Annotated in this window: 20 protein-coding genes; 4 read left to right on the top strand and 16 right to left on the bottom strand. The window is 60.7% G+C overall.

Translation table 11 applies throughout. The annotated features are described in order from the left end of the window. The first annotated feature begins 240 nt into the window (after window positions 1–240). Genes paoA through paoC form a run of 3 tightly spaced genes read left to right on the top strand, consistent with a single transcriptional unit; the run spans window position 241 to window position 4,027 of the window. Window positions 241–864, top strand: coding sequence for an aldehyde dehydrogenase iron-sulfur subunit PaoA (paoA, locus tag CFII64_RS19635; protein WP_044901570.1), 624 nt, complete (start codon window positions 241–243; stop codon window positions 862–864). Then, window positions 861–1,829: a xanthine dehydrogenase family protein subunit M gene (locus CFII64_RS19640; RefSeq protein ID WP_020292579.1), complete on the top strand. Its 969-nt coding sequence runs from the start codon at window positions 861–863 to the stop codon at window positions 1,827–1,829. Before paoA ends, CFII64_RS19640 begins: the two co-directional genes overlap by 4 nt. Further along, complete coding sequence (gene paoC, locus CFII64_RS19645; RefSeq protein ID WP_020292580.1) at window positions 1,829–4,027, top strand: aldehyde oxidoreductase molybdenum-binding subunit PaoC; 2,199 nt, start codon at window positions 1,829–1,831, stop codon at window positions 4,025–4,027. Before CFII64_RS19640 ends, paoC begins: the two co-directional genes overlap by 1 nt. Before the next feature lie 56 nt (window positions 4,028–4,083). On the opposite strand, the gene CFII64_RS19650 is transcribed toward paoC, so the two are convergent. The 6 genes from CFII64_RS19650 to CFII64_RS19675 form a co-directional block, all read right to left on the bottom strand. Beyond that, window positions 4,084–4,758: a DUF3313 domain-containing protein gene (locus CFII64_RS19650; RefSeq protein WP_044901513.1), complete on the bottom strand. Its 675-nt coding sequence runs from the start codon at window positions 4,756–4,758 to the stop codon at window positions 4,084–4,086. A gap of 264 nt (window positions 4,759–5,022) precedes the next feature. After that, entirely contained in the window at window positions 5,023–5,547 is a 525-nt protein-coding gene (locus tag CFII64_RS19655) for a DUF3087 family protein (RefSeq protein ID WP_044901571.1), read from the bottom strand. A 139-nt stretch (window positions 5,548–5,686) separates the two neighbouring features. Continuing rightward, complete coding sequence (locus tag CFII64_RS19660) at window positions 5,687–7,810, bottom strand: TonB-dependent copper receptor (RefSeq protein WP_020292583.1); 2,124 nt, start codon at window positions 7,808–7,810, stop codon at window positions 5,687–5,689. A gap of 119 nt (window positions 7,811–7,929) precedes the next feature. Continuing rightward, window positions 7,930–8,352 carry a DUF2946 domain-containing protein gene (locus CFII64_RS19665; protein WP_020292584.1) on the bottom strand — a complete coding sequence of 141 codons (423 nt, stop codon included), beginning with the start codon at window positions 8,350–8,352 and terminating at the stop codon, window positions 7,930–7,932. A 295-nt stretch (window positions 8,353–8,647) separates the two neighbouring features. Next, complete coding sequence (locus CFII64_RS19670) at window positions 8,648–9,838, bottom strand: MFS transporter (protein WP_020292585.1); 1,191 nt, start codon at window positions 9,836–9,838, stop codon at window positions 8,648–8,650. A gap of 116 nt (window positions 9,839–9,954) precedes the next feature. Next, entirely contained in the window at window positions 9,955–10,515 is a 561-nt protein-coding gene (locus CFII64_RS19675) for an Rrf2 family transcriptional regulator (protein WP_020292586.1), read from the bottom strand. A gap of 319 nt (window positions 10,516–10,834) precedes the next feature. On the opposite strand from CFII64_RS19675, the gene CFII64_RS19680 reads away from it, so the two are divergent. Further along, window positions 10,835–12,040: an NAD(P)/FAD-dependent oxidoreductase gene (locus tag CFII64_RS19680; protein ID WP_020292587.1), complete on the top strand. Its 1,206-nt coding sequence runs from the start codon at window positions 10,835–10,837 to the stop codon at window positions 12,038–12,040. Window positions 12,041–12,293: 253 nt separating this feature from the next. Here the strand turns inward: CFII64_RS19680 and CFII64_RS19685 are convergent, their stop codons facing one another. From CFII64_RS19685 to CFII64_RS19730, 10 genes are all read right to left on the bottom strand, one after another. Next, window positions 12,294–12,815 carry a DUF3833 domain-containing protein gene (locus CFII64_RS19685; RefSeq protein ID WP_020292588.1) on the bottom strand — a complete coding sequence of 174 codons (522 nt, stop codon included), beginning with the start codon at window positions 12,813–12,815 and terminating at the stop codon, window positions 12,294–12,296. Between the two features lie 30 nt (window positions 12,816–12,845). Beyond that, window positions 12,846–13,364, bottom strand: coding sequence for a chalcone isomerase family protein (locus CFII64_RS19690; RefSeq protein ID WP_020292589.1), 519 nt, complete (start codon window positions 13,362–13,364; stop codon window positions 12,846–12,848). Between the two features lie 167 nt (window positions 13,365–13,531). Then, window positions 13,532–14,116: a peroxidase-related enzyme gene (locus tag CFII64_RS19695; protein WP_020292590.1), complete on the bottom strand. Its 585-nt coding sequence runs from the start codon at window positions 14,114–14,116 to the stop codon at window positions 13,532–13,534. Further along, a complete protein-coding gene (locus CFII64_RS19700; protein ID WP_020292591.1) occupies window positions 14,116–14,643 on the bottom strand; it encodes a CMD domain-containing protein in 528 nt (175 codons plus the stop codon). The genes CFII64_RS19695 and CFII64_RS19700 overlap by 1 nt, the downstream gene beginning before the upstream one ends. A gap of 17 nt (window positions 14,644–14,660) precedes the next feature. Further along, the gene (locus CFII64_RS19705) at window positions 14,661–16,226 is read right to left on the bottom strand and encodes an ABC transporter substrate-binding protein (RefSeq protein WP_020292592.1); all 1,566 of its coding nucleotides are present in this window, start codon (window positions 16,224–16,226) and stop codon (window positions 14,661–14,663) included. Window positions 16,227–16,283: 57 nt separating this feature from the next. After that, window positions 16,284–17,297: an ABC transporter ATP-binding protein gene (locus tag CFII64_RS19710; RefSeq protein ID WP_020292593.1), complete on the bottom strand. Its 1,014-nt coding sequence runs from the start codon at window positions 17,295–17,297 to the stop codon at window positions 16,284–16,286. Continuing rightward, window positions 17,287–18,300, bottom strand: coding sequence for an ABC transporter ATP-binding protein (locus tag CFII64_RS19715; protein WP_020292594.1), 1,014 nt, complete (start codon window positions 18,298–18,300; stop codon window positions 17,287–17,289). The genes CFII64_RS19710 and CFII64_RS19715 overlap by 11 nt, the downstream gene beginning before the upstream one ends. Further along, window positions 18,297–19,214 (bottom strand): ABC transporter permease, encoded by a 918-nt coding sequence (locus tag CFII64_RS19720; protein WP_020292595.1) that lies wholly within the window; start codon window positions 19,212–19,214, stop codon window positions 18,297–18,299. Before CFII64_RS19720 ends, CFII64_RS19715 begins: the two co-directional genes overlap by 4 nt. Continuing rightward, window positions 19,211–20,185 carry an ABC transporter permease gene (locus CFII64_RS19725; protein ID WP_020292596.1) on the bottom strand — a complete coding sequence of 325 codons (975 nt, stop codon included), beginning with the start codon at window positions 20,183–20,185 and terminating at the stop codon, window positions 19,211–19,213. The genes CFII64_RS19720 and CFII64_RS19725 overlap by 4 nt, the downstream gene beginning before the upstream one ends. Next, on the bottom strand, window positions 20,182–21,645 hold the full coding sequence (locus tag CFII64_RS19730) for a SidA/IucD/PvdA family monooxygenase (protein WP_044901514.1): 1,464 nt from the start codon (window positions 21,643–21,645) through the stop codon (window positions 20,182–20,184). Before CFII64_RS19730 ends, CFII64_RS19725 begins: the two co-directional genes overlap by 4 nt. Window positions 21,646–21,764 lie beyond the last annotated feature (119 nt).

Raw genomic sequence — 21,764 nt, forward strand, 5'->3', positions numbered from 1 at the left:
ATGTTACGCACCACCGTATCAGTCCCCCCCGCGCTTGCCCCCCGTTTCGCTTAAAACCGGCACTTTCAAGGATTCATGACTTCGGCTCATGACTCTATGTCGTCACGCCTCTAAAACTTATCGAAAAATCTTCAAGTCATAGCCTGATGCACTCCATTGCCAAGCCGGAGACCGTTCAACGGCGCGCAGACGCCGCTAAATCATTCCACAGGAATTGACCTTATGGACAACCGTGACCTGATGCCGATTACCCGGCGTAAATTCCTTATCGTCGGTGCCGTGACCGCAACGGCGGTCGCCCTTCCCCCATTTATTTCCGCCCAAGCCTCTGCGGCCAATCAGGCACGCCCGGTCAGCAACACCATAACGATGACCGTCAACGGCACCGCGCGGGACCTGAACCTCGACACGCGCACCACCCTGCTCGACGCGCTGCGTGAGCATTTGCACCTGTCGGGCACCAAGAAAGGTTGTGACCACGGCCAGTGCGGCGCCTGCACGGTGATCGCCAATGGCAGGCGGATCAATTCGTGCCTGACCCTGGCCGTCATGCATCAGGGCTCGAAAATCACCACTATCGAAGGCCTTGGTACCCCGGACCAGCTGCATCCCATGCAGGCCGCGTTCATCAAGCACGATGGCTACCAATGCGGGTACTGCACGCCGGGGCAGATCTGTTCGGCGGTAGCGGTGCTGGACGAAATCCGTGCCGGGGTTCCCAGCCACGTCAGCGCCAACCTGACCGAGCAGCCGCAACTCATCGTCCGCGAGATTCAGGAAAGAATGAGCGGCAACATTTGTCGCTGCGGTGCGTACTCCAACATTATCGAAGCGATCAGCGAAGTCGCAGAGGTGACAGCATGAGGCCCTTCGAATACACCCGCGCCACCTCCCCCGCCGACGCGGCTGCCTTGGCGGCCAAGGTCGAAGGGGCAAAGTTCATCGCTGGCGGCACCAACCTGCTGGACCTGATGAAGCTCGAAATCGAAACGCCGACCCATCTGATCGACGTCAACGACCTCGCCCTGGATCGTATTGAAGCCACGTCCGAAGGCGGCCTGAAGATCGGCGCCCTGGTACGCAATACCGATCTCGCCGCCGACCCACGGGTTCGCAAGGACTATGCGGTGCTGTCACGCGCCCTGCTCGCCGGTGCATCGGGTCAGCTGCGCAATGTCGCGACGACGGCGGGCAATCTGCTGCAACGCACTCGTTGCCCGTATTTCTACGACACCCATCAAGGCTGCAACAAGCGCAATCCCGGCAGCGGCTGTTCGGCGCTTGGCGGCGTCAGTCGGCAAATGGGCATCATTGGCGTCAGCAGTGCCTGCATTGCCACGCATCCCAGCGACATGGCCGTGGCCATGCGCCTGCTTGATGCGCAGGTCGAAACGGTCAAGGCCGACGGCACGACGCGCATGATTCCCATCGCCGACTTCCATCGCCTGCCGGGCAATACGCCCAATGTCGAAACGGCCCTGGCCGCGAACGAACTGATCACCTCGGTGATCCTGCCAGCGCCGATTGGCGGCATGCAGGTTTATCAAAAGGTCCGGGATCGTGCGTCGTACGCGTTCGCACTGATCTCGGTGGCGGCGGTGCTGGAAAAAGATGGTACCGGGCGTATCGCCGTAGGTGGCGTAGCGCACAAGCCGTGGCGAGTCGAAGCCGCCGAATCGGCACTGCCCGATGGTGCCAAGGTGTTCAGCGACAAGCTCCTGGCTGGCGCAACGCCCACCCACGAAAACCAATTCAAGCTGATTCTGGTGCAGCGTACGCTGGCCTCGGTGATTGAACACTCGCGTATGGCAGAAGGGAGGACCGTCTGATGAAGTTCGACACCCCAGCGACGACCAACCCCATCGACCAACTCAAGGTCATCGGCAAACCCACGCCGCGTATCGACGGCCCGCTCAAGACCTGCGGTCGGGCGCCGTATGCGTATGAGCAACACGACGCTGTACCCAATCAGGCTTATGGCTACGTGGTGACGTCGGCCATCGCCAAGGGGCGCATTGCCTCCATCGATCTGGAGGACGCGAACGCTGCATCCGGCGTGCTCGGAATTGTCACAGCGGGCAATTCGGGCAAGCTCGGCAAAGGCAAATACAACACCGCCCACCTGCTCGCCGGACCGGATGTCCAGCATTACCATCAGGCCGTCGCGCTGGTGGTGGCGGAAACCTTCGAACAGGCGCGTTGCGCCGCGCAACTCGTGCGCGTGGAATACGTCCGCGCCAATGGCCAATACGATCTGTCTGCCGCGAGCGGCTCGGCAGTGGAGCCCAAGGACGATATGCCGGACACCCGTCGCGGCAATTTCGAAACGGCGTTCAGCGCCGCCGCAGTCCAACTCGACGCGACCTACACCACGCCCGATCAATCCCACGCCATGATGGAGCCCCATGCGACGCTGGCGGCCTGGGAAGGCGAAAAACTCACGCTGTGGACCTCCAACCAGATGATCGCCTGGAGCGTCGGCGATGTGGCGACCACCCTGGCAATGCCCAAGGAAAACGTGCGGCTGATCTCGCCATATATCGGCGGCGGCTTCGGCGGCAAACTGTTTGTCCGGTCCGATGCGATATTGGCGGCACTTGGCGCGAAACTCACCGGCAGACCGGTGAAGGTGGCCCTGGCCCGTCCGCAGATGATGAACAACACTACGCATCGGCCAGCGACCATTCAGCGCATCCGCATCGGCACGGACAAGGACGGCAAGATCAGTGCCATCGCCCACGAAGGCTGGTCGGGCGATCTGGCCGGCGGCGGTGTTGAAAAGGCCGCCCAGCCTACGCAGTTTCTGTACGCCGGGGACAACCGCCTGACCGCCATGCGCCTGGCCACTCTGGATTTGCCCGAGGGCAATGCCATGCGCGCGCCCGGTGAAACACCCGGCTTGATGACTCTGGAAATCGCCATGGATGAAATGGCGGAAAAGGTCGGCATTGACCCCATCGAATTCCGGGTGATCAACGACACCCAGGTCGATCCAAACCACCCGGAACGGGCCTTTTCCCAGCGCAATCTCATCCAGTGCCTGCGCACCGGCGCAGAGCGTTTCGGCTGGAACCAACGCCACTCCGAGCCAGGCACGCAGCGCGAAGGTCGCTGGCTGATCGGCATGGGCGTAGCGGCGGCTTATCGCAACAACATCCTGATGAAATCCGGGGCACGCGTGCGACTGGATCGCGATGGCACGGTCATCGTTGAAACCGACATGACCGATATCGGCACCGGCAGCTACACGATCATCGCCCAGACCGCAGCGGAAATGATGGGCGTCACGCTGGATGATGTGGTAGTCCGCCTGGGGGATTCCAGCTATCCGGTTTCGGCCGGTTCCGGCGGCCAGTTTGGCGCCAACTGCTCCACGGCGGGGGTGTATGCCGCCTGCGTGAAATTGCGCGAGGCGGTGACCCAACGTTTGGGTTTTAACGCCGAAGATGCAGTGTTCGTCGGCGGTCAGGTGCAATCAGCTGGACGCAGTGCGCCATTGCGGCAGGCGGCACAGGCCGGTGAACTGGTCGCCGAGGACTCCATCGAGTTTGCGGAACTGGCCAAGAAATATCAGCAGGCGACATTTGGAGCGCATTTCGTTGAAGTCGCTGTCGATGCCGCTACCGGGGAAACCCGCGTGCGACGCATGCTCGCAGTCTGCGCCGCCGGGCGGATTCTCAACCCGACTTCAGCACGCAGCCAGGTTATCGGCGCCATGACCATGGGCGTCGGTGCCGCGCTGATGGAAGAACTCGCCGTGGACAAGCGGCTGGGGTTTTTCGTCAACCATGACCTGGCGGGTTACGAAGTGCCGGTGCATGCCGACATTCCTCATCAAGAGGTGATTTTCCTCGAAGAGACCGACCCGATATCCTCGCCCATGAAAGCCAAAGGGGTTGGCGAGCTGGGCCTGTGCGGGGTGAGCGCGGCGATTGCCAACGCGATCTACAACGCTACCGGCGCCAGAGTGCGTGAATACCCCATCACCCTGGACAAAGTGTTGCGTTCGTTGCCGGAAATGATCTAAGCGCAGACTCCGTTGGAGCGCCGCCCGCTCGCTCCAACGGCCTGACGGTCCAAATACTACTTCGCCTTCAACTTCAAATACGACTGATGCAGATCCGACGCCCAACCGTCGAGCACCGCTTTCACGTCGTCGGGCTTCATGACCTGTGCCGAACTCTCCAGTGGGCTACCGGAGCCTTTGCGCACCACTTGGGCGATGACCTTATTGGTATCGGCATCGAGGAACGCCGCTTCGGTGGCGATGGTGGTTTCCTGGTCACGAATCCCCGATGCGGTGCTGACCGCTGCCGCCACCAACGCGATGGGGATCACTTCGTAGGGTTTCAGGCCCTCAGTCTTGCTGGTGACCGCGGTAATTGCCGGCCTGACGATAATCGTGCCGGGGCCGGGCGACGCTGCAATGGGTAACGACTTGCCCAGTTCCCGCTTCAACGCCTGGTCGTAATAGCGAGTGATGCCTTGCAGCGTGCTTTGCGGAATTTTGTCGGTGGCTTGAGGCTTGGGATAAAACTGGCTCGGTTCGACATAGACATTGGTGAATTTCGCGAGATTGAGTTGCGGATCAACCCAACGCATCACGTCGGCTCCCGAGGGGGATTTCTCCTGTTTGAGCTGGCTGTAATCCTTGAGAAATCCGGAATACTCATCCGGCTGGGTCACTGAACTGGCACATCCTGCAACCGTTATGGCCACCAACCATAACGAACTCAATTTAACGGCAAATGTGGGCATGGCTTCACTCCGTGAAGGGTCAGGCGCTTGGGGAATTGGCAAGTCACCGACTAGGTATAGCCGAGAAAACCGACTCGCGACGCAGTCGCCGCAGTGGGCAGATACACCGCGTTATCGTTCTTCCCGGACAAGTCCGGTCCTACTGGGCCGCTACAAAACCGGCAGGAGGGGACTTGTCCTCGAGAGGCAGGCTCGGCTAACCCAAATCTACCTGACCCAACCCGATAGCCTGCGCCGATGCAGTCCGGGTTGAGCGTATTTCATTCAGTGCTGAGCTTTGACCGCCTCAATCCATGCCGGATCCAGCCGGGTTTGCTCCGGGCTGATGCTCAAGGCTGTCATGCGTTCCTTGTGTTGCTCGCTGTCCCTGAGCAGTTCGCTGTGAGCGCCGGTATTGCCGTCCAGCTCATGCATTTGCGCCAGCGCCAGATGGTAAAAACGCAGCAGTTTCATCGCGACCGGATCATTGGCCGCTACGGCAGGTTTTAGGTGATGCATGACATTGGTGATGCGCATCAGGTTGCGTTTGAGTTGCCAGCCATAAACCGCCGCCGCCATCCACGGCTGCGGCCAGAAGATGGAACGCACCAGGGCAATCATCAGCAGCAACGCGACGAGAACGCCACCCAGATTCAGGCTGAAATTATCGCCACCCGGCACACCAAACAGGTACACCGCGAGGCTGGAAAGCACCACCGCCAGCACCGCGAAGGTCACGGCGATGATCAGCGTGCTGCGGCGGGTCTGGCGGCGGTAGGTTTGTGGGTTCAGCGGTTTGATCTCGAACATCACACGTGTGGATTCCATGATGGTGGGCAGGAGCGGCAAGCGGAGCATTATCAACGCTAAACGATGCATTACACACCCGATGCCCCGCCTCCCGCTTGTCGCCGGTCACTGAAGATGCCGAAACATCAATGATTGCTGTCTAGAAACTGAAATCCACCTTGGTCCACAAGGTACGCCCCGGTTCATTGAGCGCCCGGTCGCCAGCAAATCCGAAGCCAGCGTCGCCCGCCAGATTCAGATGTTCGGTGTAGTTCTTGTCGAACAGATTGTCCACGCCGGCACTGACTTTCAGCTGCTTGCTCAGCTTGTAGCTGCCATTGAACGAGAACACCCCAAAACCGGCGCTCTTGCCAAAGTCCTGGCCGACCACGTTGCCCTTCCCTTCGGCGACCCGGTTTTGCTCCGCCACCAGCCGCCATAACGCCCCGGCACTCCACAGTTCCCGCTCATACGTCAGGCCAAGCTTGCCCTCCAGTGGCGGCATTTGCGGCAGCGCCTGCCCATCCGAACTGTTCTTGCCCCAGGCATAAGCCAGGGTCGCGTCGGTTTTCCAGTGGGTAGCCAGGCGATAGGCGAAGCCCAATTCGCCGCCCATGATCCTTGCGTCCACGTTGGACGCCTGGGACGTCGTGCTGCCCATCATGTTGGTGCTGTAGTCGAACAGAATGAAGTCGCGCACCTGCCCCACATAGCCGGACGCCCAGGCCTGCAAGTCATCACCGTTGTACTGTGCGCCGAAGTCCAGCTGGGTGGTTTTCTCGGGCTTTATGCCGTCGAAGGCGTTACGGCTACCGCTTGGCCCGTTATTGGGGGAAAACAGCTCCCAGTAATCAGGAAAACGCTGCACATGACCGATGCCGGCATACAGGGTGGTTGGCGAGTCCGCAAGGTCGTATTCGTAACGGACGAAACCACTGGGCAAGGTGTCGGACCGGGTATCGTCGGCCGTAGGGTTGGTCGCTTGGCTGGACATGCCGCGCAGCGTATCGCGGTAATCCTTGGCTGACGCCCGATCAAGGCGAGCGCCGCCGACCAGCCGACGACCCTCGGCGGCGAACCAGGTCATTTCGGCGAAACCGCCGTAGTCGTGCTCCACTGCATCGGTATTCCAGGCCACGGCGTCGGCGTCGGTATAGAACGCGGTCATCATGTTGTAGGTGGAGTTGCGCGTGCGATGTTCGCTGCGCATGGCGTCGACACCGGTCACCAGTTCCACATCGGCCCATTTCCAGGTGGCGGCCAGACGCGTGCCAAGGGTTCGTCGATCGACCTGCGAGGCCATGGGCATGCTCATCATGCTGCTGGGATCGGGGGTGCGCAGCCGGAAGTTGTCCATGATGTGGTCGGCATAGTTGTAGTAGACCTGCGCTTCCAGCTTGTCCAGTACGCCGCCGAGGTTGCGCTTCTCGAAACGCAGCCCGAGGCTTTCCCGGGCCAGTTGCGAGCTGTCCATGCCCCGCCCGCCCAGACGCGCTTCGCCATTACCCTTGCCTGCCGTGAATTCCAGCAGCGTATCGGCATCCGGCGTCCAGCCCAGCGCGATGTCGGTATTCCATTTGTCCCAGCGCGACGGCACCGTGTTGCCGCCGCCATCCTCGTAGTCATCAGCCCGGGACTGATTGCCCACCATGCGCAGATAACCTTGGGGTCCGCCCACCGCGCCGTCGAGGACCTTGTCGAAGCGGCCGTTGGAGCCCACCAGCACACTGCCATCAAGACGACTGCCCAGCTCAGCGAAATGCTCGGGGCCGCGCTCGAACAGCACCGTACCCGCCGAAGCTCCCGGCCCCCATTGCACACTTTGTGGGCCTTTGATCACGGTAAGTTTGTCGAAGGTTTCCGGAGCGATGTAGGAGCTCGGCGCATCCATGCGCGCCGGACAGGCACCCAGCATCAGCCCGCCATTGGTGCGCAGGTTCAAGCGCGAGCCGAACATGCCTCGCAGAACCGGATCGCCATTGGAGCCGCCGCTGCGAATCGCGGAAAAACCCGGAATGGTCTTCAGATAGTCAGTGCCATCGCTGGCAGGCACCGGCTGACGCGCTTCTTTCGGGTTGGTGACGATGGTCAACGGCGAGCTCTGCTGCACGGCGGTGATGACCACCGGTGACAAGTCCAGCGGCAGCGTCGCTGATTCGCTGTCAATCGGTGCCCCGAGGACAATGCCAGGCAAGGCCAGGCCGAGAAACAGGCCAAAGGCGTGACGCCCGCGTAGACGTGAAAGATCCAGGTGAAAGGCAGGCTCGTTCTGAGTCGAGTACATAAAGACATCCGATGAAAAGTCAGGTGATGGCTGCCAGCACAACGGCAAACGGCGCGCGCACAGACTTGCGTCGGCGCACGGGTCGATGAGCATTGTTCAGCAGCGGATGGCAGTGACGTTCAGCGGGAGGAAAATGGCGGCGCTCGACTCCGGGCACCTGGAAATACTGGCGCAAGGACCTGCTGCGGGGTAAACGAGGTTGCCGGTACCGCCGCTGGCACGATGCCTAGTGGCGCGACAATCAGGTTGGATTCGGTGATCGGTGGGTGCTGGAACAGCAGCGTGCAATAGCCGCATTTTTCCCAGATGACCAGATCATGATGTCCGCCCGGCGCGGCAGGCCTGGAAACCTGCGCCATGCCGGGCATGTCGTCGCAGGCCATATCGTGGGCCATCGACACGCCCATGCCATGGGCCATGCTCGCGCCCTGAGAGATCAGCGGGCCGACGAACACCATCAGCATGGCGAATATGCCCAGCCAGGCGCCGATACCGTGCCGACTGCCCAGGCCTGCGCGGCCCCTGATCAATCCCTTGCGCATTCTTTCAACGCCACGCGTGCCCGTCGCCGAGGACTGATGTCTGGCATGGAGCAATCGATGGAGTGCAGGGACGTTCATGGCCGGGAAATGTAACACCGCCGGTACAGGTTCGACATCGCCCGGCACAGGCTTTGCGCGACTTCGATGCGCCCCGCGCCGCGCAAAGCCCCGGCGGACAAGCGCTGCGTCGCGCGTTGCGACATAAGCGCACAGCGGGGAACTTTCCGCTGTGCTACCGGCAACGTGGCTGATTTTTCAGTGTCCAGTCCTGAATAGGTTTACACCTGGAACAGGCTCAGGCAGCCGAAACCGCCTGGGCCCGTTTCATACTCAGCATTGCCAACACCGCAACCACCGCGACGATGGCGCTGAACAGCTCGCCCACATGCCGCAGGCCGAACACCGGCACACTGACGCCGACCGCGATGACCGGCAGCGACATGGAGAAATAAAACACCACGAACAATGCCGAGCTGACCGCTGCCTTGTGGTGCGCGGGGCTGGCCGCCGTCACTGCGCCCATGCCAGCGCGGAACACCATGCCTTGGCCTATCCCGGCCAACGCACCCGCGATCATCAGTAAACCCAGCTGCTCGGTAGAAATGCTCAAGCCCAAGGTCACCATGCCCAGGATCAACCCGGCGCAGCCGGTGGTCATGTGCGAACGCGCGGGTATCCATTGCAAGGCGGCCTGGCCGACTACCGAGGCAGCGAAAAACGAACCGACCACCGCACCGATCACCACGCCATCGGACTGCCCCATTACCTGACGCATGATCGACGGCACCATGCTGGTAAACAACCCGGCGACGCTGAATCCGGCCATCCCGGCAATCGCCGCCGGTATGAACATCGCGCGTACTCCCGGCGGAATCGACGGACGCATGACCCGCAAGCGCGGCACGGGCGGACGCTCGACGGTTTCCTGAGCCAACGCGATCCCCAGCATCGCCAGCGCCAGACAACCCAGATGCAACCAGAACACCAGATGCAACGGCTGCGGCAGGTATTGCGACGTCAGGCCGGCCAGCAACGGGCCGAGACCGAGGCCGAACATATTGGCTGCAGTGGCAATCAACGTCGCGCGCCCGCTCCAGCTTTTCGGCGCCAGTTCGATAATCGCCACGGTAGCGGTGCCGGTCATGATCCCGGCAGAAAATCCGGAAAACAGCCGCCCCAGCAGCAAGCCGCCAATGGAATCGCAGAACAGGAAAATCACCGCGCTGATCCCGCCCATCAGCAGGCCCGCGCACAACATCGGTCGCCGGCCTATCTGATCCGACCAACTGCCAACCGCCAGCAACGCAGCAATAACGCCCAATGCATAGATGGCAAAGATCAAGGTGACCCAGGTTTCACCAAAGCCCATTTGCTGCTGGTAATACACGTAAAGCGGCGTGGGCAACGTGGTGCCGATCATGGCGATCAGCAAAGCGCAGGCAACCAGAAAGAAGCCTCGGCGCGAAGGTGAATCAGACTCGGTCATGCTCCGTCCCCGGTTGAATATCCAGTGTGGTGATCCCGGCGGATGGGCCGGGGCCGACAATAGTAACGAGGGCTTGGATACAGCAGCAGGGAAATGTTGCAAATAAATTCCGGCGGTTACTGCGAGATGTCGACCAGTGCAATGGATTGCGGCTCATCGCTACTCGCACCTTTGTGTTCCCGGCGCTCATTCATCCAGCCATCGACCTGGCTGAAAAATACCGGCGGTGCCTTGCGTCCGAAACGCCGGCCCAGATCCAGAATGGTCTGTTGCGCGAGGGCCTCTTCCATGCGTTTTTGCGCGACCAGCATCGCGCCATGAATGCCGCAAGTCCCTTCTGTGGCCCAGGCTGGCGGCTGTCCATCGAACACCGCGCAACGGCCGCGAATGTCGCGACATTCAAAAATGGATTTCTTGCCGTCGATGGCCGTGACGATATCCAGCAGGGTGATTTCGTCAGACGGACGCGCCAGCTTGAAACCACCGCGCACACCTTCGGTGGCAACCACCAGTTTCGCCCTCGCCAGCTTGGTGAACACCTTCGCCAGGTATTCGTGGGGCACACCTTGCAACTCGGCCAGGTCACGCACGCTGGCTTCACGACTGTCGCCACGATCGTCGAGCAAAAACAAGAGGCAGTGGATGCCGTACTCGACCCCTGCACTGTAAAGCGCCATGAATATCTCCGACTGATTTAGTCGCCAAATGTAGCAAAAAGCCTTGGTCCTGACAATCAGCAACGGCCAGTCGGCAAACCAGCAAAAATATCGATGGTGCCTGACTATCCGCAATAGAGCGGTCATCCGGCCAATCCAGCAAGCAGCATTGGCTTACCGATGAAAAATAACTTGTCTGATTTAACTACGATCAATAGAGTCGTAGTTATCGAGTAAGCAGGGACGCAGCGCCAACGTAACGATGCGCGTCCGTTCTCTGCGTAGTCAGGGCGCTACGAACTCGACTCACTCAATCGACTCATCTTTGAAGGGCACAACCATGAAGCAGCAGATTTTGATCGTCGGTGCAGGATTCGGTGGCATGTGGAGCGCGCTGAGTGCAATGCGCCTGATTGATCAACAAGGTCAGCAGGACATTGAAGTCACGGTGCTGGCGCCACAGGCACAATTGCGCGTCCGGCCGCGTTTCTACGAAGCCCAGGTGCACGGCATGCAGGCGCCACTGGGCGACTTGTTCGAAGCCGTCGGCGTCAACTTTGTCCAGGGTGCTGCGGAGCAGATCGATGTCGCAGGCAAGCGTGTCGGCTACACCAATGCCAATGGCGTCAAAGGCATCTTGAGTTATGACCGTCTGGTGCTCGCCAGCGGCAGCAGCGTGGTGCGACCGAACGTTCCGGGGTTGCTGGAGCACGCATTCGATGTGGATCGCATTGAAGAAGCCAGCCGACTTGAAGCGCATATCAACGCCCTGAGTCAGCTTCCTGAATCCGCAGCACGTAACACCGTGGTCGTGGCCGGCGGTGGTTTTACCGGGATCGAGACGGCGACCGAACTACCACAGCGTCTGCGCGCTGCGCTGGGCTACGACGCTGATATCAAGGTCATCGTCGTCGACCGAGGTGCGCAAATCGGCGCGGCATTGGGCGAATCGCTGCAACCTTTGATCGCCGAAGCCAGCGCCAGTCTGGGCGTGCAATGGCGGGTCAATTCCACGGTCGCTTCGGTGGATGCAGAGGGCATCACGCTCGCTGATGGGCAGCGTATCGAAGCCAATACCGTGGTCTGGACGGCGGGCGTTCGCGCCAGCAGCCTGACCGAGCAAATTGCTGCCAAACGCGACAACTTCGGCCGACTGCATGTGGATCGCAATCTGAAAGTGCTCGGCCAGGACGCAATCTATGCCACCGGCGATGTGGCCTATGCCGCAACGGATGATCTGGGTAACTACGCGATGATGACCTGTCAGCACGCTATTGCCCTGGGCCGCTCGGCGGGCAACAACGTCGCAGCCGACCTGCTGGGCGTCGCGCCGATCCCCTACAGCCAGGTGAAATACGTGACCTGCCTGGATCTGGGCGCCTGGGGCGCGGTCTTCACCGAAGGCTGGGATCGCCAGGTCAAGTACGTGAAAGAAGAAGGTAAACAGCTCAAGACGCAGATCAACACCCAGTGGATCTACCCACCGGCGGCCAATCGTGCAGAAGCGCTGGCGGCGGCTGATCCGTTGATACCTGTGGTGGCATAAGCCGCCGCACGTCAGCGGTTGGAGCAAGGCTTGCCCTCAAAATCACCCGACGGTCCATGCGCAGCACAATCCAGGGTTACGTCATTTCCTGTGGGAGAGGCCATGTCCTCGATGGCTGTAATGTCAGCACTGCTTGTAGGTCAGGCAGATCTGGTCGTCCGGGCTGATTTTCGAGGACAAGTCCTCTCCCACAAACGCCCTGTCCCATACGGTCAGGCATTCCGACTATAGAATTTCCAACGAGGTTTTTTGCCTACTGCTTGCGAAAAAACAACGTCACTTGTCCCAGCTCCACACCCAGCTTGCTCATATAGGAACGATTGGCCAGGGTCTGGTCGTCCAGCAAATACATCCAGTCATCGAAACGTACTTCGTAGGTCTTGCCGTCCACCGGCAGGTTCAGCACGTAGTTCCAGTGGAAGGTATTGCCGGAAACCTCGCCAAACGCTTCGCCCACCACATCGCTCGCCGTGCCCTTCCACTTGCCCTGCCCCGTCGGGACCAGGGTCCAGACCCGGGTTTGCCTGGTGCCGTCGCTGTAGTTGAAGGCCTCGTGCATGATCAGCTTGTCGCCTTCGCTGCGACCGTTGATCACCACATGAAATCGCTTGGTCACCTCCCCCGAGCGCTTCTGGAAAATTCCTGACGCCAAGACCTGTCCGGTGAAATAGTCGCGCAGGTCGAGCTTCGGCGTTTCCTGGCTGTATTGACTGACCTGTTCCCCAGCGCAACCCGCCAGGCCGATACACAACAACAAAACGATTCTTTTCAGCATGGTGCGTTCCTCAATTACAGGGGGTGCGGATCACGGAGCTGCCGTGCCCAACAACTGTTCGCGCAGATTGGAGTTGCGGCTGTCAGCCGCCAGCCAGATATCGAAGAAAGCCTTGGCAAACGCCGGATCCCGCACAACCTCATGCAACGTGTCGCCCACGTAAAAGCGTGCCTCCCGACCCGGCAGGTTCACGCCGATGATCCTTGTACCTTCCTGCACATCGACAAATGCCAGGTGCATCTGCTCGCGCCAAATTGCCAGTTGTGCAGCGCTCACCTGCGAGCCTGAAGTGCGCTTGATCTCATCGATGCTGGCGTCCACCAGCTCCTCGCGAGAAATGGAACGGTGATACGTCAGTTCAAGGGCAAATGGCTTCTCGGTTTGCAACGGCTTGTGGGTGCTCCACATCCGCGCGGTGTAAATTCTGAAACCGTACATACGAAACTCACCGCTACCGACGAGCTGCGCATTGGGCAAGGCGTCCTGCCAGCCTGCCGCCAGACTTGTGCCGCTCAACAACCAGACTAACCACAACCATGGGCGCGTCATGCAGGCCTCACTCAAAGCTGCAACATAAAAGAGGCATAAAAAAGGTCAGTAACAGGGTGCAAGGCCAAGAGACCACTACAACACCCTGCTACTGACCTGAAAGATTAAAACTTATACGACAAATAGCCGCTTGTACAATATTAAGTCAAGATTATTCAAACACCCGATTAGCCCGGGAAGACCGGTTCGCCCAGATTGAGCATTAAACGGTTGGCCCAGGCGAAGATTGCAATGGCGTGAATCAGGTCCAGTACCTCGCCGTCATTCAAGCCGTGATCCCGCAATGGCTGGACGTTGCTCGCTCCCAGCGCGCCGGGCTCAAGGGTCAGGTCGATAGCGAACTGGACGATGGCTTTTTCCCGATCCGTGGTGCCCGCGGTCTGCGGATCGGCAAAAATCTGCGCGATCACATCGTTGCGCTTGGCCAGCTGTTCAAAGCGTTGCGCGTGGACCGATGCGCAGTACACGCAGCGGTTAATGCGCGACACCACGGTGCTCGCCAATTCCCGCTCGGCACGGGACAAACCGCCTGGTGCGTACATGATGGCGTTGAAGGCCAAGGAACGCTGACGGAGGATTTCCGGGTCGTGGGCCAGTGTCAGGTAATAATCGGAAACCTTGGCCTGAGGATGGCTTTCTTCCAGCACCGCCACTTGTTCCGGGGTTGCACTGCCCAGATCGATGGTGGGCAACCAGGCTTTCCAGCCCAGCACTTCGCTGGTGAAGCCGTTGACGCGGATCGGTTCACTCATCATGCGACTCCTGCGGCTGACAACGCACTCAGCCCGGCGGCCAGGCGCACCTGATAGGACAAGAAAGCGATCAATTGCGCCAGCACGACGATTTCCGCCGTGGTCAATCCGGCCTGCTGCAAGACCTGCAACGCCTGCTGATCACCTTCGACCGGGCTCAGGATCAAGGTTCGGGTAAAGTCGAGAATGGCTTGCAGACGCGGATCGCCAAGGCTTTCCACAGCATCCGCATCAACCTTGGCCAGCAGAGCCTGATCAATCTTCAGCGCGTTCAGCTGCTCAAGGTAATAACCGGCCAGCCGTTCATTCGGGGTCAAACGGCTGGCGTAATACGCCACCAGCAGTCGCTCGCTGAGGGACAGGCCGTCCTGAACCTGCGCGTTGAAAAACAGCGCATGGCTGCCTTGCGTCGCCGACACGACTTTGTCCCGCGCATGGCGAACCGGGTGCAGATGACTGCCGGGCGCAATGCCCAGCAGATTATCCAGAACGTCCGCGTCGGCGGGTTGTTCAACGATTGAATTCATGACAAATCCTCTGGTTTTCAAGGCAACTCGGTGACCATGGTCGCGGCGGTACGGTCGCTGACCAATGGTTCGACTTTCAGGCCTTTGCGGGCTGCCCAGATGTTCTGGTAGTGAAACAGCGGGATGATGCCTACGTCGTCAGCCACGACCTTGGCGGATTCCTGAAGAATCGCCCGGCGCCTGGTTTCGTCGAATTCGGCGGTGGCCTTGACCAGCGCCTGATCCACCAGCGGGTTGCTGTAATGGCCCCAGTTCGAAGCGCCCTGCCCTTTGGCGCTGTCCACTGTCGTGAGAATGTTGGTCAGCGCGTAGGCGGCCTCGCCCGTGCCATTGCCCCAGGCAATCACGCTGATTGCCAGTTCGTTCTTGTTCGCCTTGCCGGCATACACCGCCCAAGGCAGCACTTCCAGTTGCACCTTCACGCCGATCCGCGACCAGAACTGCGCCACGGCCTGCATGGCTTCCGGCGCCTGCGGGTAGCGATCACCCGGCACATGCACCGTCAGCTGGAAACCCTCGGGGAAGCCCGCTTCCTTGAGCAACGCCTTGGCCGCCGCCGGGTCATAGGCAATGTTCTTCAGCTGCGGGTTGTAGCCGAAGGTATTGGCCGGCATCCACTGGTTAGCCTCGGTCACGGTGCCTTGCATAATGCGTTCGACGATGGCCGGACGATTGATCGCCAGGGACAACGCCTTGCGCACCCGCACGTCGAGCAAAGGGTTTTGCTCAAGGGTCTTGCCGGCGTTGTCACGGATGTATTCGTTGAGCCCGGCGCGGAAGCTCGGCTGAATCAGCAAGGCGCGCAAACCGGAGTAGGCGTAGACCTTCACGTTCTCGCTCTGGCGCAGGCGCGCCACGTCGGTTGGCGAAACCTTGTCGATCACGTCCACGTCGCCCGCCAGCAAGGCCGCGGTGCGGCTGGCAGCGTTGGCGATGAAGCGATAATCCACCGAATCCCACAGCGGCTTCTCGCCCCAGTAGTCCTTGTTGCGCTCGAAGATCGTCCGATCCCCCGGCACGTAGGAAACAAACCGATACGGGCCGGTGCCGACCATGGCTTTGCCGGAGTTGTAATCGGCGCTGGCGGCCGTTACGCCCACGTGACGGCTGACGACATAGATCGAGTCGACATCCGGCAGCAGGTTGGCGTTCGGCGAGCGGGTCTTGATGATCAGCGTGTGATCGTCCTTGGCCTGCACCGACTCCACGGTGCGCATGGCGCCCGCATAAGAAGCCACGGAACCCGGTACGGCACGGGAGCGCTCGAAGGAGAACACGAAGTCATCGGCGGTCAGCGGCGTACCGTCCTGCCATTTGACGTCATCGCGCAGGGCGAACTCCCAGGTCTTGTCGTCCAGCACCTTCCAGCTCTTGGCCAGGCCCGGCAGGGTTTTGTCGTCGTGGCGATTGACCAGAGATTCGAAGGCATGCAGCGCTACCGAGCGGTCGCCAGCATAGTTGTTCAACTCAGGGTCCAGGGACGACACGGGGTCGGCGTAACCGATGCGCAAGGTCTGCGCCGAGACACTGCCAGCGGCCAGAATCAGCGCCGAGGCCAGCAGTGAACGAACAAGTGGTTTCATGGGTTATTTCCTTGTACGCAATGGCAATGAGCGTGACAGGCGACGATGCGCGCCCGTTCAGGCTGTTTCGTTGAGGTGGCAAGCGCTCAGGTGGTTGGGCGCAACCTCCCTGAGCGGTGGAGCTTCCTCGCGGCAGCGCGCCATGGCGTGCGGGCAACGGGGATGAAAATGACACCCGGCGGGCGGGTTCAGCGGGCTGGGGATTTCCCCTTTGATCGCGTCATAACGGGCACTGCGAATATCGAAACGCGGAATCTGCGCCAGCAACGCCTGGGTGTACGGATGGTTGGCGCGGGCGAACAGATCGTCGACATCGGCGCTTTCCACGACCCGGCCCAGGTACATCACCACGACCCGGTCGCACAGATGCTCGACCACGCCCAGGTCGTGACTGATGAACAGATAGGTCAGCCCCAACTCATCGCGCAGGTCCATGAACAGATTGAGAATCTGCGCCTGAATCGACACATCCAGCGCGGCCACCGACTCGTCACACACGAGTAGTTTCGGCTGCACCGCCAACGCCCGGGCAATGCCGATACGCTGGCGCTGGCCGCCGCTGAACTGGTGCGGATAACGCTGGCGCAGCTGCGGGCTGAGCCCGGCACGTTGCAGCTGGGCGCTGACGTAATCGTCGAACCCGGCCTTATCGGTCAAGCCATGCAACAGCGCGCCCTCACCGACGATCCGGTCGACCCGCAGACGCGGATTGAGGCTGGCGGACGGGTCCTGGAAAATCATCTGGATCTTCAGCCGCGCGGCATGCCGCTCCTCGCTGGTCAGCGCCTGCAGCGACTTGCCATCAATGCAAGCCGAGCCGGATGACACCGGCAACAGACCGGCGACCATCCGCCCGAGGGTTGACTTGCCACAGCCAGACTCGCCCACCAGCCCGACCACTTCGCCCTTGGCAATGCGCAGGTCCACCCGATCAACCGCATGCGTCACTGACTTGGGCCTGCTCAGTTGCAGACGTTGCAGCACGTGCTCCAGCGTCGTATCGGGACTGGCTTTGCCGAACGTCTTGCTGACCTGGCGCAACTCGATGATCGGCGTCGATTCACTGTTCATCGGCGGCTCCCGGATGAAAACAGCGGACCCAGCGGCCCGGTGCAAGTTGTTGACTGGGCGGTTCCTGCGCGCAGGCCTCCGAAGCTCTGCTGCAGCGCGCGGCAAACGCGCAACCGGCGGGCATCGACAGCAGATCGGGGGCCATGCCCGGAATCTGCCGCAACCGCTGGCCGCGCTTGTTGCGGCTCGGCAAGCTGTCGATCAGCCCTTGGGTATAGGGATGTTGCGGGGTATCCAGCACCGCCGCGACGGTGCCTTGCTCGACGATGCGCCCGGCGTACATCACCGCGATGTCATCGGCCAGCCCGGCAACCACTGACAGGTCATGGGTAATCCAAATCAGCGACGTGCCCTGCTGGCGCACCAGCTTCTGCACTTCACTGAGAATCTGCGCCTGAATCGTCACGTCCAGCGCGGTGGTGGGTTCGTCGGCAATGATCAGGTCAGGCGAGTGCAGCAAGGCAATGGCAATTGCCACGCGCTGGCGCATGCCGCCGGACAATTGATGCGGATAAGCGCGCAAACGTTCGTCGGGGCTGGCGATCCCCAGCAAAGCCAGGGTGCGGCTGGCATGTGCGCGGGCTTCGGCGCGGCTGAGCGGTTGATGGGCGCGGACGGCTTCGATCATTTGCGTGTCGATGCGCAACACCGGATTGAGCGTCATCATCGGGTCCTGAAAGATCATCGCGATGCGATTGCCTTGCAGGTTGCGCAGCTCCTGGGGCGACAGCAGGGTCAGGTCGCGGCCTTGAAACAGCACCTGCCCGCCACTGATCCGCCCTGGCTCGTCGACCAGGCCGAGGATGGAAAAACCGGTCACCGACTTGCCAGATCCCGATTCGCCCACCAGGCCGAGAATACGCCCAGGCTGAATGCTCAGGGACACATCGCGCACCGCAGGCAACACGCCGGCGCGGGTATAAAACGAGGTGCACAGGCCGCGCACATCCAGCGTCGGTTGCGCGGCAGACGGCTGCTCGAAAGAGCTCAACGGCGCGCTCATCGCTGCAACCTCGGGTTGAGAACATCGCGCAGGCGGTCGCCCACCAGATTGATCGCGACAATGGTGATCAACAGCGCCAGCCCCGGAAAGAAGCTGATCCAGTATTCGTCGCTGAGCATGTACTGAAAGCCGTTGGCGATAAGCAAACCCAGGGACGGCTCGGTGATTGGCACGCCAAGGCCGAGGAACGACAGCGTCGCTTCCAGGGTGATGGCCCGGGCGATTTGCAAGGCACCGATGACGATCAGCGGCGGCAGGCAGTTGGGCAGAATGTGCCCGACTACAATGCGCCACGGCCCGATGCCCTGCCCGCGTGCGGCATCAACATACTCACGACGGCTTTCAGTCAGGGCCTGACCACGGGCAGTGCGCGCGTAATACGCCCACTCCAGCACCACCAGCGTCAGCATCACATTGCCGACGCCTTTGCCCAGCCAGGCGAGAATCATCAGCGCCATGAGAATGACCGGGAACGACAACAGCAAATCCACCAGACGCATCAGCAGCGCATCGACCCAGCCGCCTGCGTAGGCCGACAACAGGCCGAGCATGGTGCCGATCACGGCGGCGATCAGCGCCGAACCAATCCCCACCCACAGGCTGATGCGCAACCCGTAAATGATCGCCGACAGCAAATCGCGCCCCTGACCATCGGTGCCCAGCCAATAGGTGTAGCCACCGTCGATGTTCGCCGTGCCGGGCGGCAGGCGCGCGTCGAGCACGTTGAGCTGCATCAGATCATAAGGGTTCTGAAACACGATCCATGGTGCCAACGCGGCAACCAGCACGATGACCAGCAACAGCACCAGACCGACGATTGCCGTGGTCGAACCTTTGAATTCGGCAACCCCGCGCTGCCATGGCGACTGCGCCTTGAAGGTCGGTTTGGTGGTCGCAATAGAAACCTGGTTCATGGTTTCACCTCTACGCGGACCCGGGGATCGAGAAAGTAATACAAGCCATCCACGATCAGGTTGATTACCACGAAAATCACCACGACCACCATCAGATAAGCCACCACCACGGGTCTATCCAGCATGTTGATGCTGTCCAGAATCAGCTTGCCGGCACCGGGCCAGGCGAAAATACTTTCCGTCACCACCGCGTAGGCGATGGTCGATCCCAGTTCCATGGCCAGCACCGTGACCAAAGGAATCATGGTGTTGCGCATCACGTGCATGCACATCACGCGGATCGGCGAGAGGCCTTTGGCGCGGGCGAATTTGACGTACTCTTGCGGCAGCACTTCACGCACACCGGCGCGGGTCAGACGCAGCACCAGGGATATCTTGAACAGCGCCAGGTTCAATGCCGGCAGGATCAGATGTTGCAGCCCGTCCAGCGTCAGGAACGACCATTGCACGCCGAACAGCTCACGGGTTGCACCGCGTCCACTGGCAGGCAGCCAGCCCAGCTTGATGGAAAACAGCATGATCATCATCAACGCCACCCAGAATGCGGGCAGCGAAAAACCGATGATACTGGTGGCCATCAACAATCGGGAAAGCGGGTGATCGGGATAGGTGCCAGCGAACATCCCCAATGGCACGCCCAACACCACGGCCAGCAACATCGCGCTGAAGGCCAGTTCGAAGGTCGCCGGCAAACGCTGCACGATCAGGCGCATGGCATCTTCGTGATAGACAAAGCTCTGCCCGAGATTGCCGTACACCGCGCCTTGGAGAAACAGCAGGTATTGCTGCCACAGCGGTTTGTCCAGGCCCAGATGAGCGATGGCGGCCAGGCGTTCGCTCTGGTTCAGATCTTCCCCGACCAGGATATCCATCGGGTTGCCGATGGCGTTCAGGCCGATGAACACCACCAACGTCATGAGCAGCACAACCAACAGCGATTGGCTCAAGCGCCGCACAAGCCAGCCGATCATTCGCGTAACTCGCGGGTCGTGGGCTGGCCCGCAACCCATTCATCGCCGAGCAATTCCGGTTCGGCGTAGTTCTGCATCGCGTCGAAATGCTGTTCGATGTCTTCATTGAACAGCTGGCCGACCAAACCGTGAGCCAGGCGTTTGGCGCCTTCGCTGATGGCCGGGATATCACCGGAAACCGCCCCGTAGCTCAAAGATGCGGTGTAGTTGAAGCAATGAATCTGGCTGATTCCCGGGCAGGCGCCGGGGGTCTTTTCCTGAAATTCAAAGCTCAGGCCAAGGTCGGGCAAATCATCCAGTTCTGCATCGGGCGCGGCGTTGTCCGGCGGCGTGAAACTGTCGCTCCAGACCTTGATGTGCGGCGCGAACGCTGCGAATTCGGGACGCAACTGAAAGTTGGTACGAAAGCCGGTGGCGAACACCAGAAAATCGTATTCGAGTCTGGCGTTCGGCGTATCCAGCCACACGCCGCCAGCCGGATTGACCTGCACGGCAACAATCGGACTGTTCAACAAAAAGCGCGCGTTGGCCGAGCGGGAAACTCGCAAGGTGCTGCCCCGAGGTGGCGGCACTTGCTGGGCATTGAGGTATTTGCGAATCCGCCACTTCCACACATCCGGCAGACGCCAGTAGCCATGCGTCATGCCCGGACTGCCAGCGCCCTTGCCTTTGTTGATGCGCGGCAGTTCGGCGCGACGCACCAGCAGATCAACGCGCTGTGCGCCGGCTTCCAGCGCAGTGGCTGCGCTGTCCATGGCTGAAGCACCGCCACCGATGACCGCCACGCGTTTGCCGACAAACCAGTCGTCCTGCAAACCCGACGCCGAGTGAGTCCAGAGATGGCGCGGCAAATCGTTGACCAGATCCGGCACCCAAGGGCCACCTAATCCGTCACGACCGGTGGCCAGCACCACATGCCGCGCCACCACCTGCTGCACCTGGCCGGCATGGGCAATATCCAGTTCCACCAGGCTGTCGGCACGCGGCTGAACCCGTTCGACACGGTGTTCGTTGCGCACATCCAGGTCCAGCACCTTGCGATACCAGCGCAGGTAGTCAGCCCATTGCAGACGCGGGATTTTGTCCAGCGCATTCCATGCCGACAGGCCGAATTGCGCCTCGAACCAGGCACGGAAGGTCAATGCGGGCAAGCCCAATGCCGGACCGGTCAATTGCTTGGGCGAGCGCAGGGTTTGCATACGTGCAGTCGTGGCCCAGGGGCCTTCAAATCCCGTTGGCGCCTGGTCGAACACCCGGGCACTAACGCCCAGATTGCGCAGCTCCGCCGCCAACGCCAGCCCCGCCATGCCGCCACCGATAATGGCAATATCCAGTACAGCCTGCCCAGCGTTGAACCGCGGCTTGACCCAGGCGGCAGCAGGCAGATCCAGCCATTGCAGATCCTGGCGCAACCGGGCTTCCAGAAGGGCAAGACCAAGGGGTTCGTTCACGTGGGACATTCTTAATACTCGGAGTGGCTTGCTGAGGAAATTGCTCAATTTCTATACAAAAAGCATTCCACAGTCATAGATTTACGCATTCATAGGCCTATTGAATGCAGATTCCGAATACTAAGAGC

It is taken from the genome of Pseudomonas sp. CFII64 (genome assembly GCF_000416235.1).
Taxonomy (GTDB): domain Bacteria; phylum Pseudomonadota; class Gammaproteobacteria; order Pseudomonadales; family Pseudomonadaceae; genus Aquipseudomonas.

What these genes read in the sequence shown, in the direction of transcription:
- CFII64_RS19675 (WP_020292586.1), bottom strand. Translation starts at nt 10,515, where the DNA reads ATGGCGCTTTACAGTGCAGGGGTCGAGTACGGCATCCACTGCCTCTTG.
- CFII64_RS19650 (WP_044901513.1), bottom strand. Translation starts at nt 4,758, where the DNA reads ATGCCCACATTTGCCGTTAAATTGAGTTCGTTATGGTTGGTGGCCATA.
- paoA (WP_044901570.1), top strand. Translation starts at nt 241, where the DNA reads ATGCCGATTACCCGGCGTAAATTCCTTATCGTCGGTGCCGTGACCGCA.
- CFII64_RS19665 (WP_020292584.1), bottom strand. Translation starts at nt 8,352, where the DNA reads ATGCGCAAGGGATTGATCAGGGGCCGCGCAGGCCTGGGCAGTCGGCAC.
- CFII64_RS19710 (WP_020292593.1), bottom strand. Translation starts at nt 17,297, where the DNA reads ATGAACAGTGAATCGACGCCGATCATCGAGTTGCGCCAGGTCAGCAAG.
- CFII64_RS19640 (WP_020292579.1), top strand. Translation starts at nt 861, where the DNA reads ATGAGGCCCTTCGAATACACCCGCGCCACCTCCCCCGCCGACGCGGCT.
- CFII64_RS19730 (WP_044901514.1), bottom strand. Translation starts at nt 21,645, where the DNA reads ATGTCCCACGTGAACGAACCCCTTGGTCTTGCCCTTCTGGAAGCCCGG.
- CFII64_RS19695 (WP_020292590.1), bottom strand. Translation starts at nt 14,116, where the DNA reads ATGAGTGAACCGATCCGCGTCAACGGCTTCACCAGCGAAGTGCTGGGC.
- CFII64_RS19725 (WP_020292596.1), bottom strand. Translation starts at nt 20,185, where the DNA reads ATGATCGGCTGGCTTGTGCGGCGCTTGAGCCAATCGCTGTTGGTTGTG.
- paoC (WP_020292580.1), top strand. Translation starts at nt 1,829, where the DNA reads ATGAAGTTCGACACCCCAGCGACGACCAACCCCATCGACCAACTCAAG.
- CFII64_RS19670 (WP_020292585.1), bottom strand. Translation starts at nt 9,838, where the DNA reads ATGACCGAGTCTGATTCACCTTCGCGCCGAGGCTTCTTTCTGGTTGCC.
- CFII64_RS19720 (WP_020292595.1), bottom strand. Translation starts at nt 19,214, where the DNA reads ATGAACCAGGTTTCTATTGCGACCACCAAACCGACCTTCAAGGCGCAG.
- CFII64_RS19685 (WP_020292588.1), bottom strand. Translation starts at nt 12,815, where the DNA reads ATGCTGAAAAGAATCGTTTTGTTGTTGTGTATCGGCCTGGCGGGTTGC.
- CFII64_RS19690 (WP_020292589.1), bottom strand. Translation starts at nt 13,364, where the DNA reads ATGACGCGCCCATGGTTGTGGTTAGTCTGGTTGTTGAGCGGCACAAGT.
- CFII64_RS19705 (WP_020292592.1), bottom strand. Translation starts at nt 16,226, where the DNA reads ATGAAACCACTTGTTCGTTCACTGCTGGCCTCGGCGCTGATTCTGGCC.
- CFII64_RS19700 (WP_020292591.1), bottom strand. Translation starts at nt 14,643, where the DNA reads ATGAATTCAATCGTTGAACAACCCGCCGACGCGGACGTTCTGGATAAT.
- CFII64_RS19655 (WP_044901571.1), bottom strand. Translation starts at nt 5,547, where the DNA reads ATGTTCGAGATCAAACCGCTGAACCCACAAACCTACCGCCGCCAGACC.
- CFII64_RS19680 (WP_020292587.1), top strand. Translation starts at nt 10,835, where the DNA reads ATGAAGCAGCAGATTTTGATCGTCGGTGCAGGATTCGGTGGCATGTGG.
- CFII64_RS19715 (WP_020292594.1), bottom strand. Translation starts at nt 18,300, where the DNA reads ATGAGCGCGCCGTTGAGCTCTTTCGAGCAGCCGTCTGCCGCGCAACCG.
- CFII64_RS19660 (WP_020292583.1), bottom strand. Translation starts at nt 7,810, where the DNA reads ATGTACTCGACTCAGAACGAGCCTGCCTTTCACCTGGATCTTTCACGT.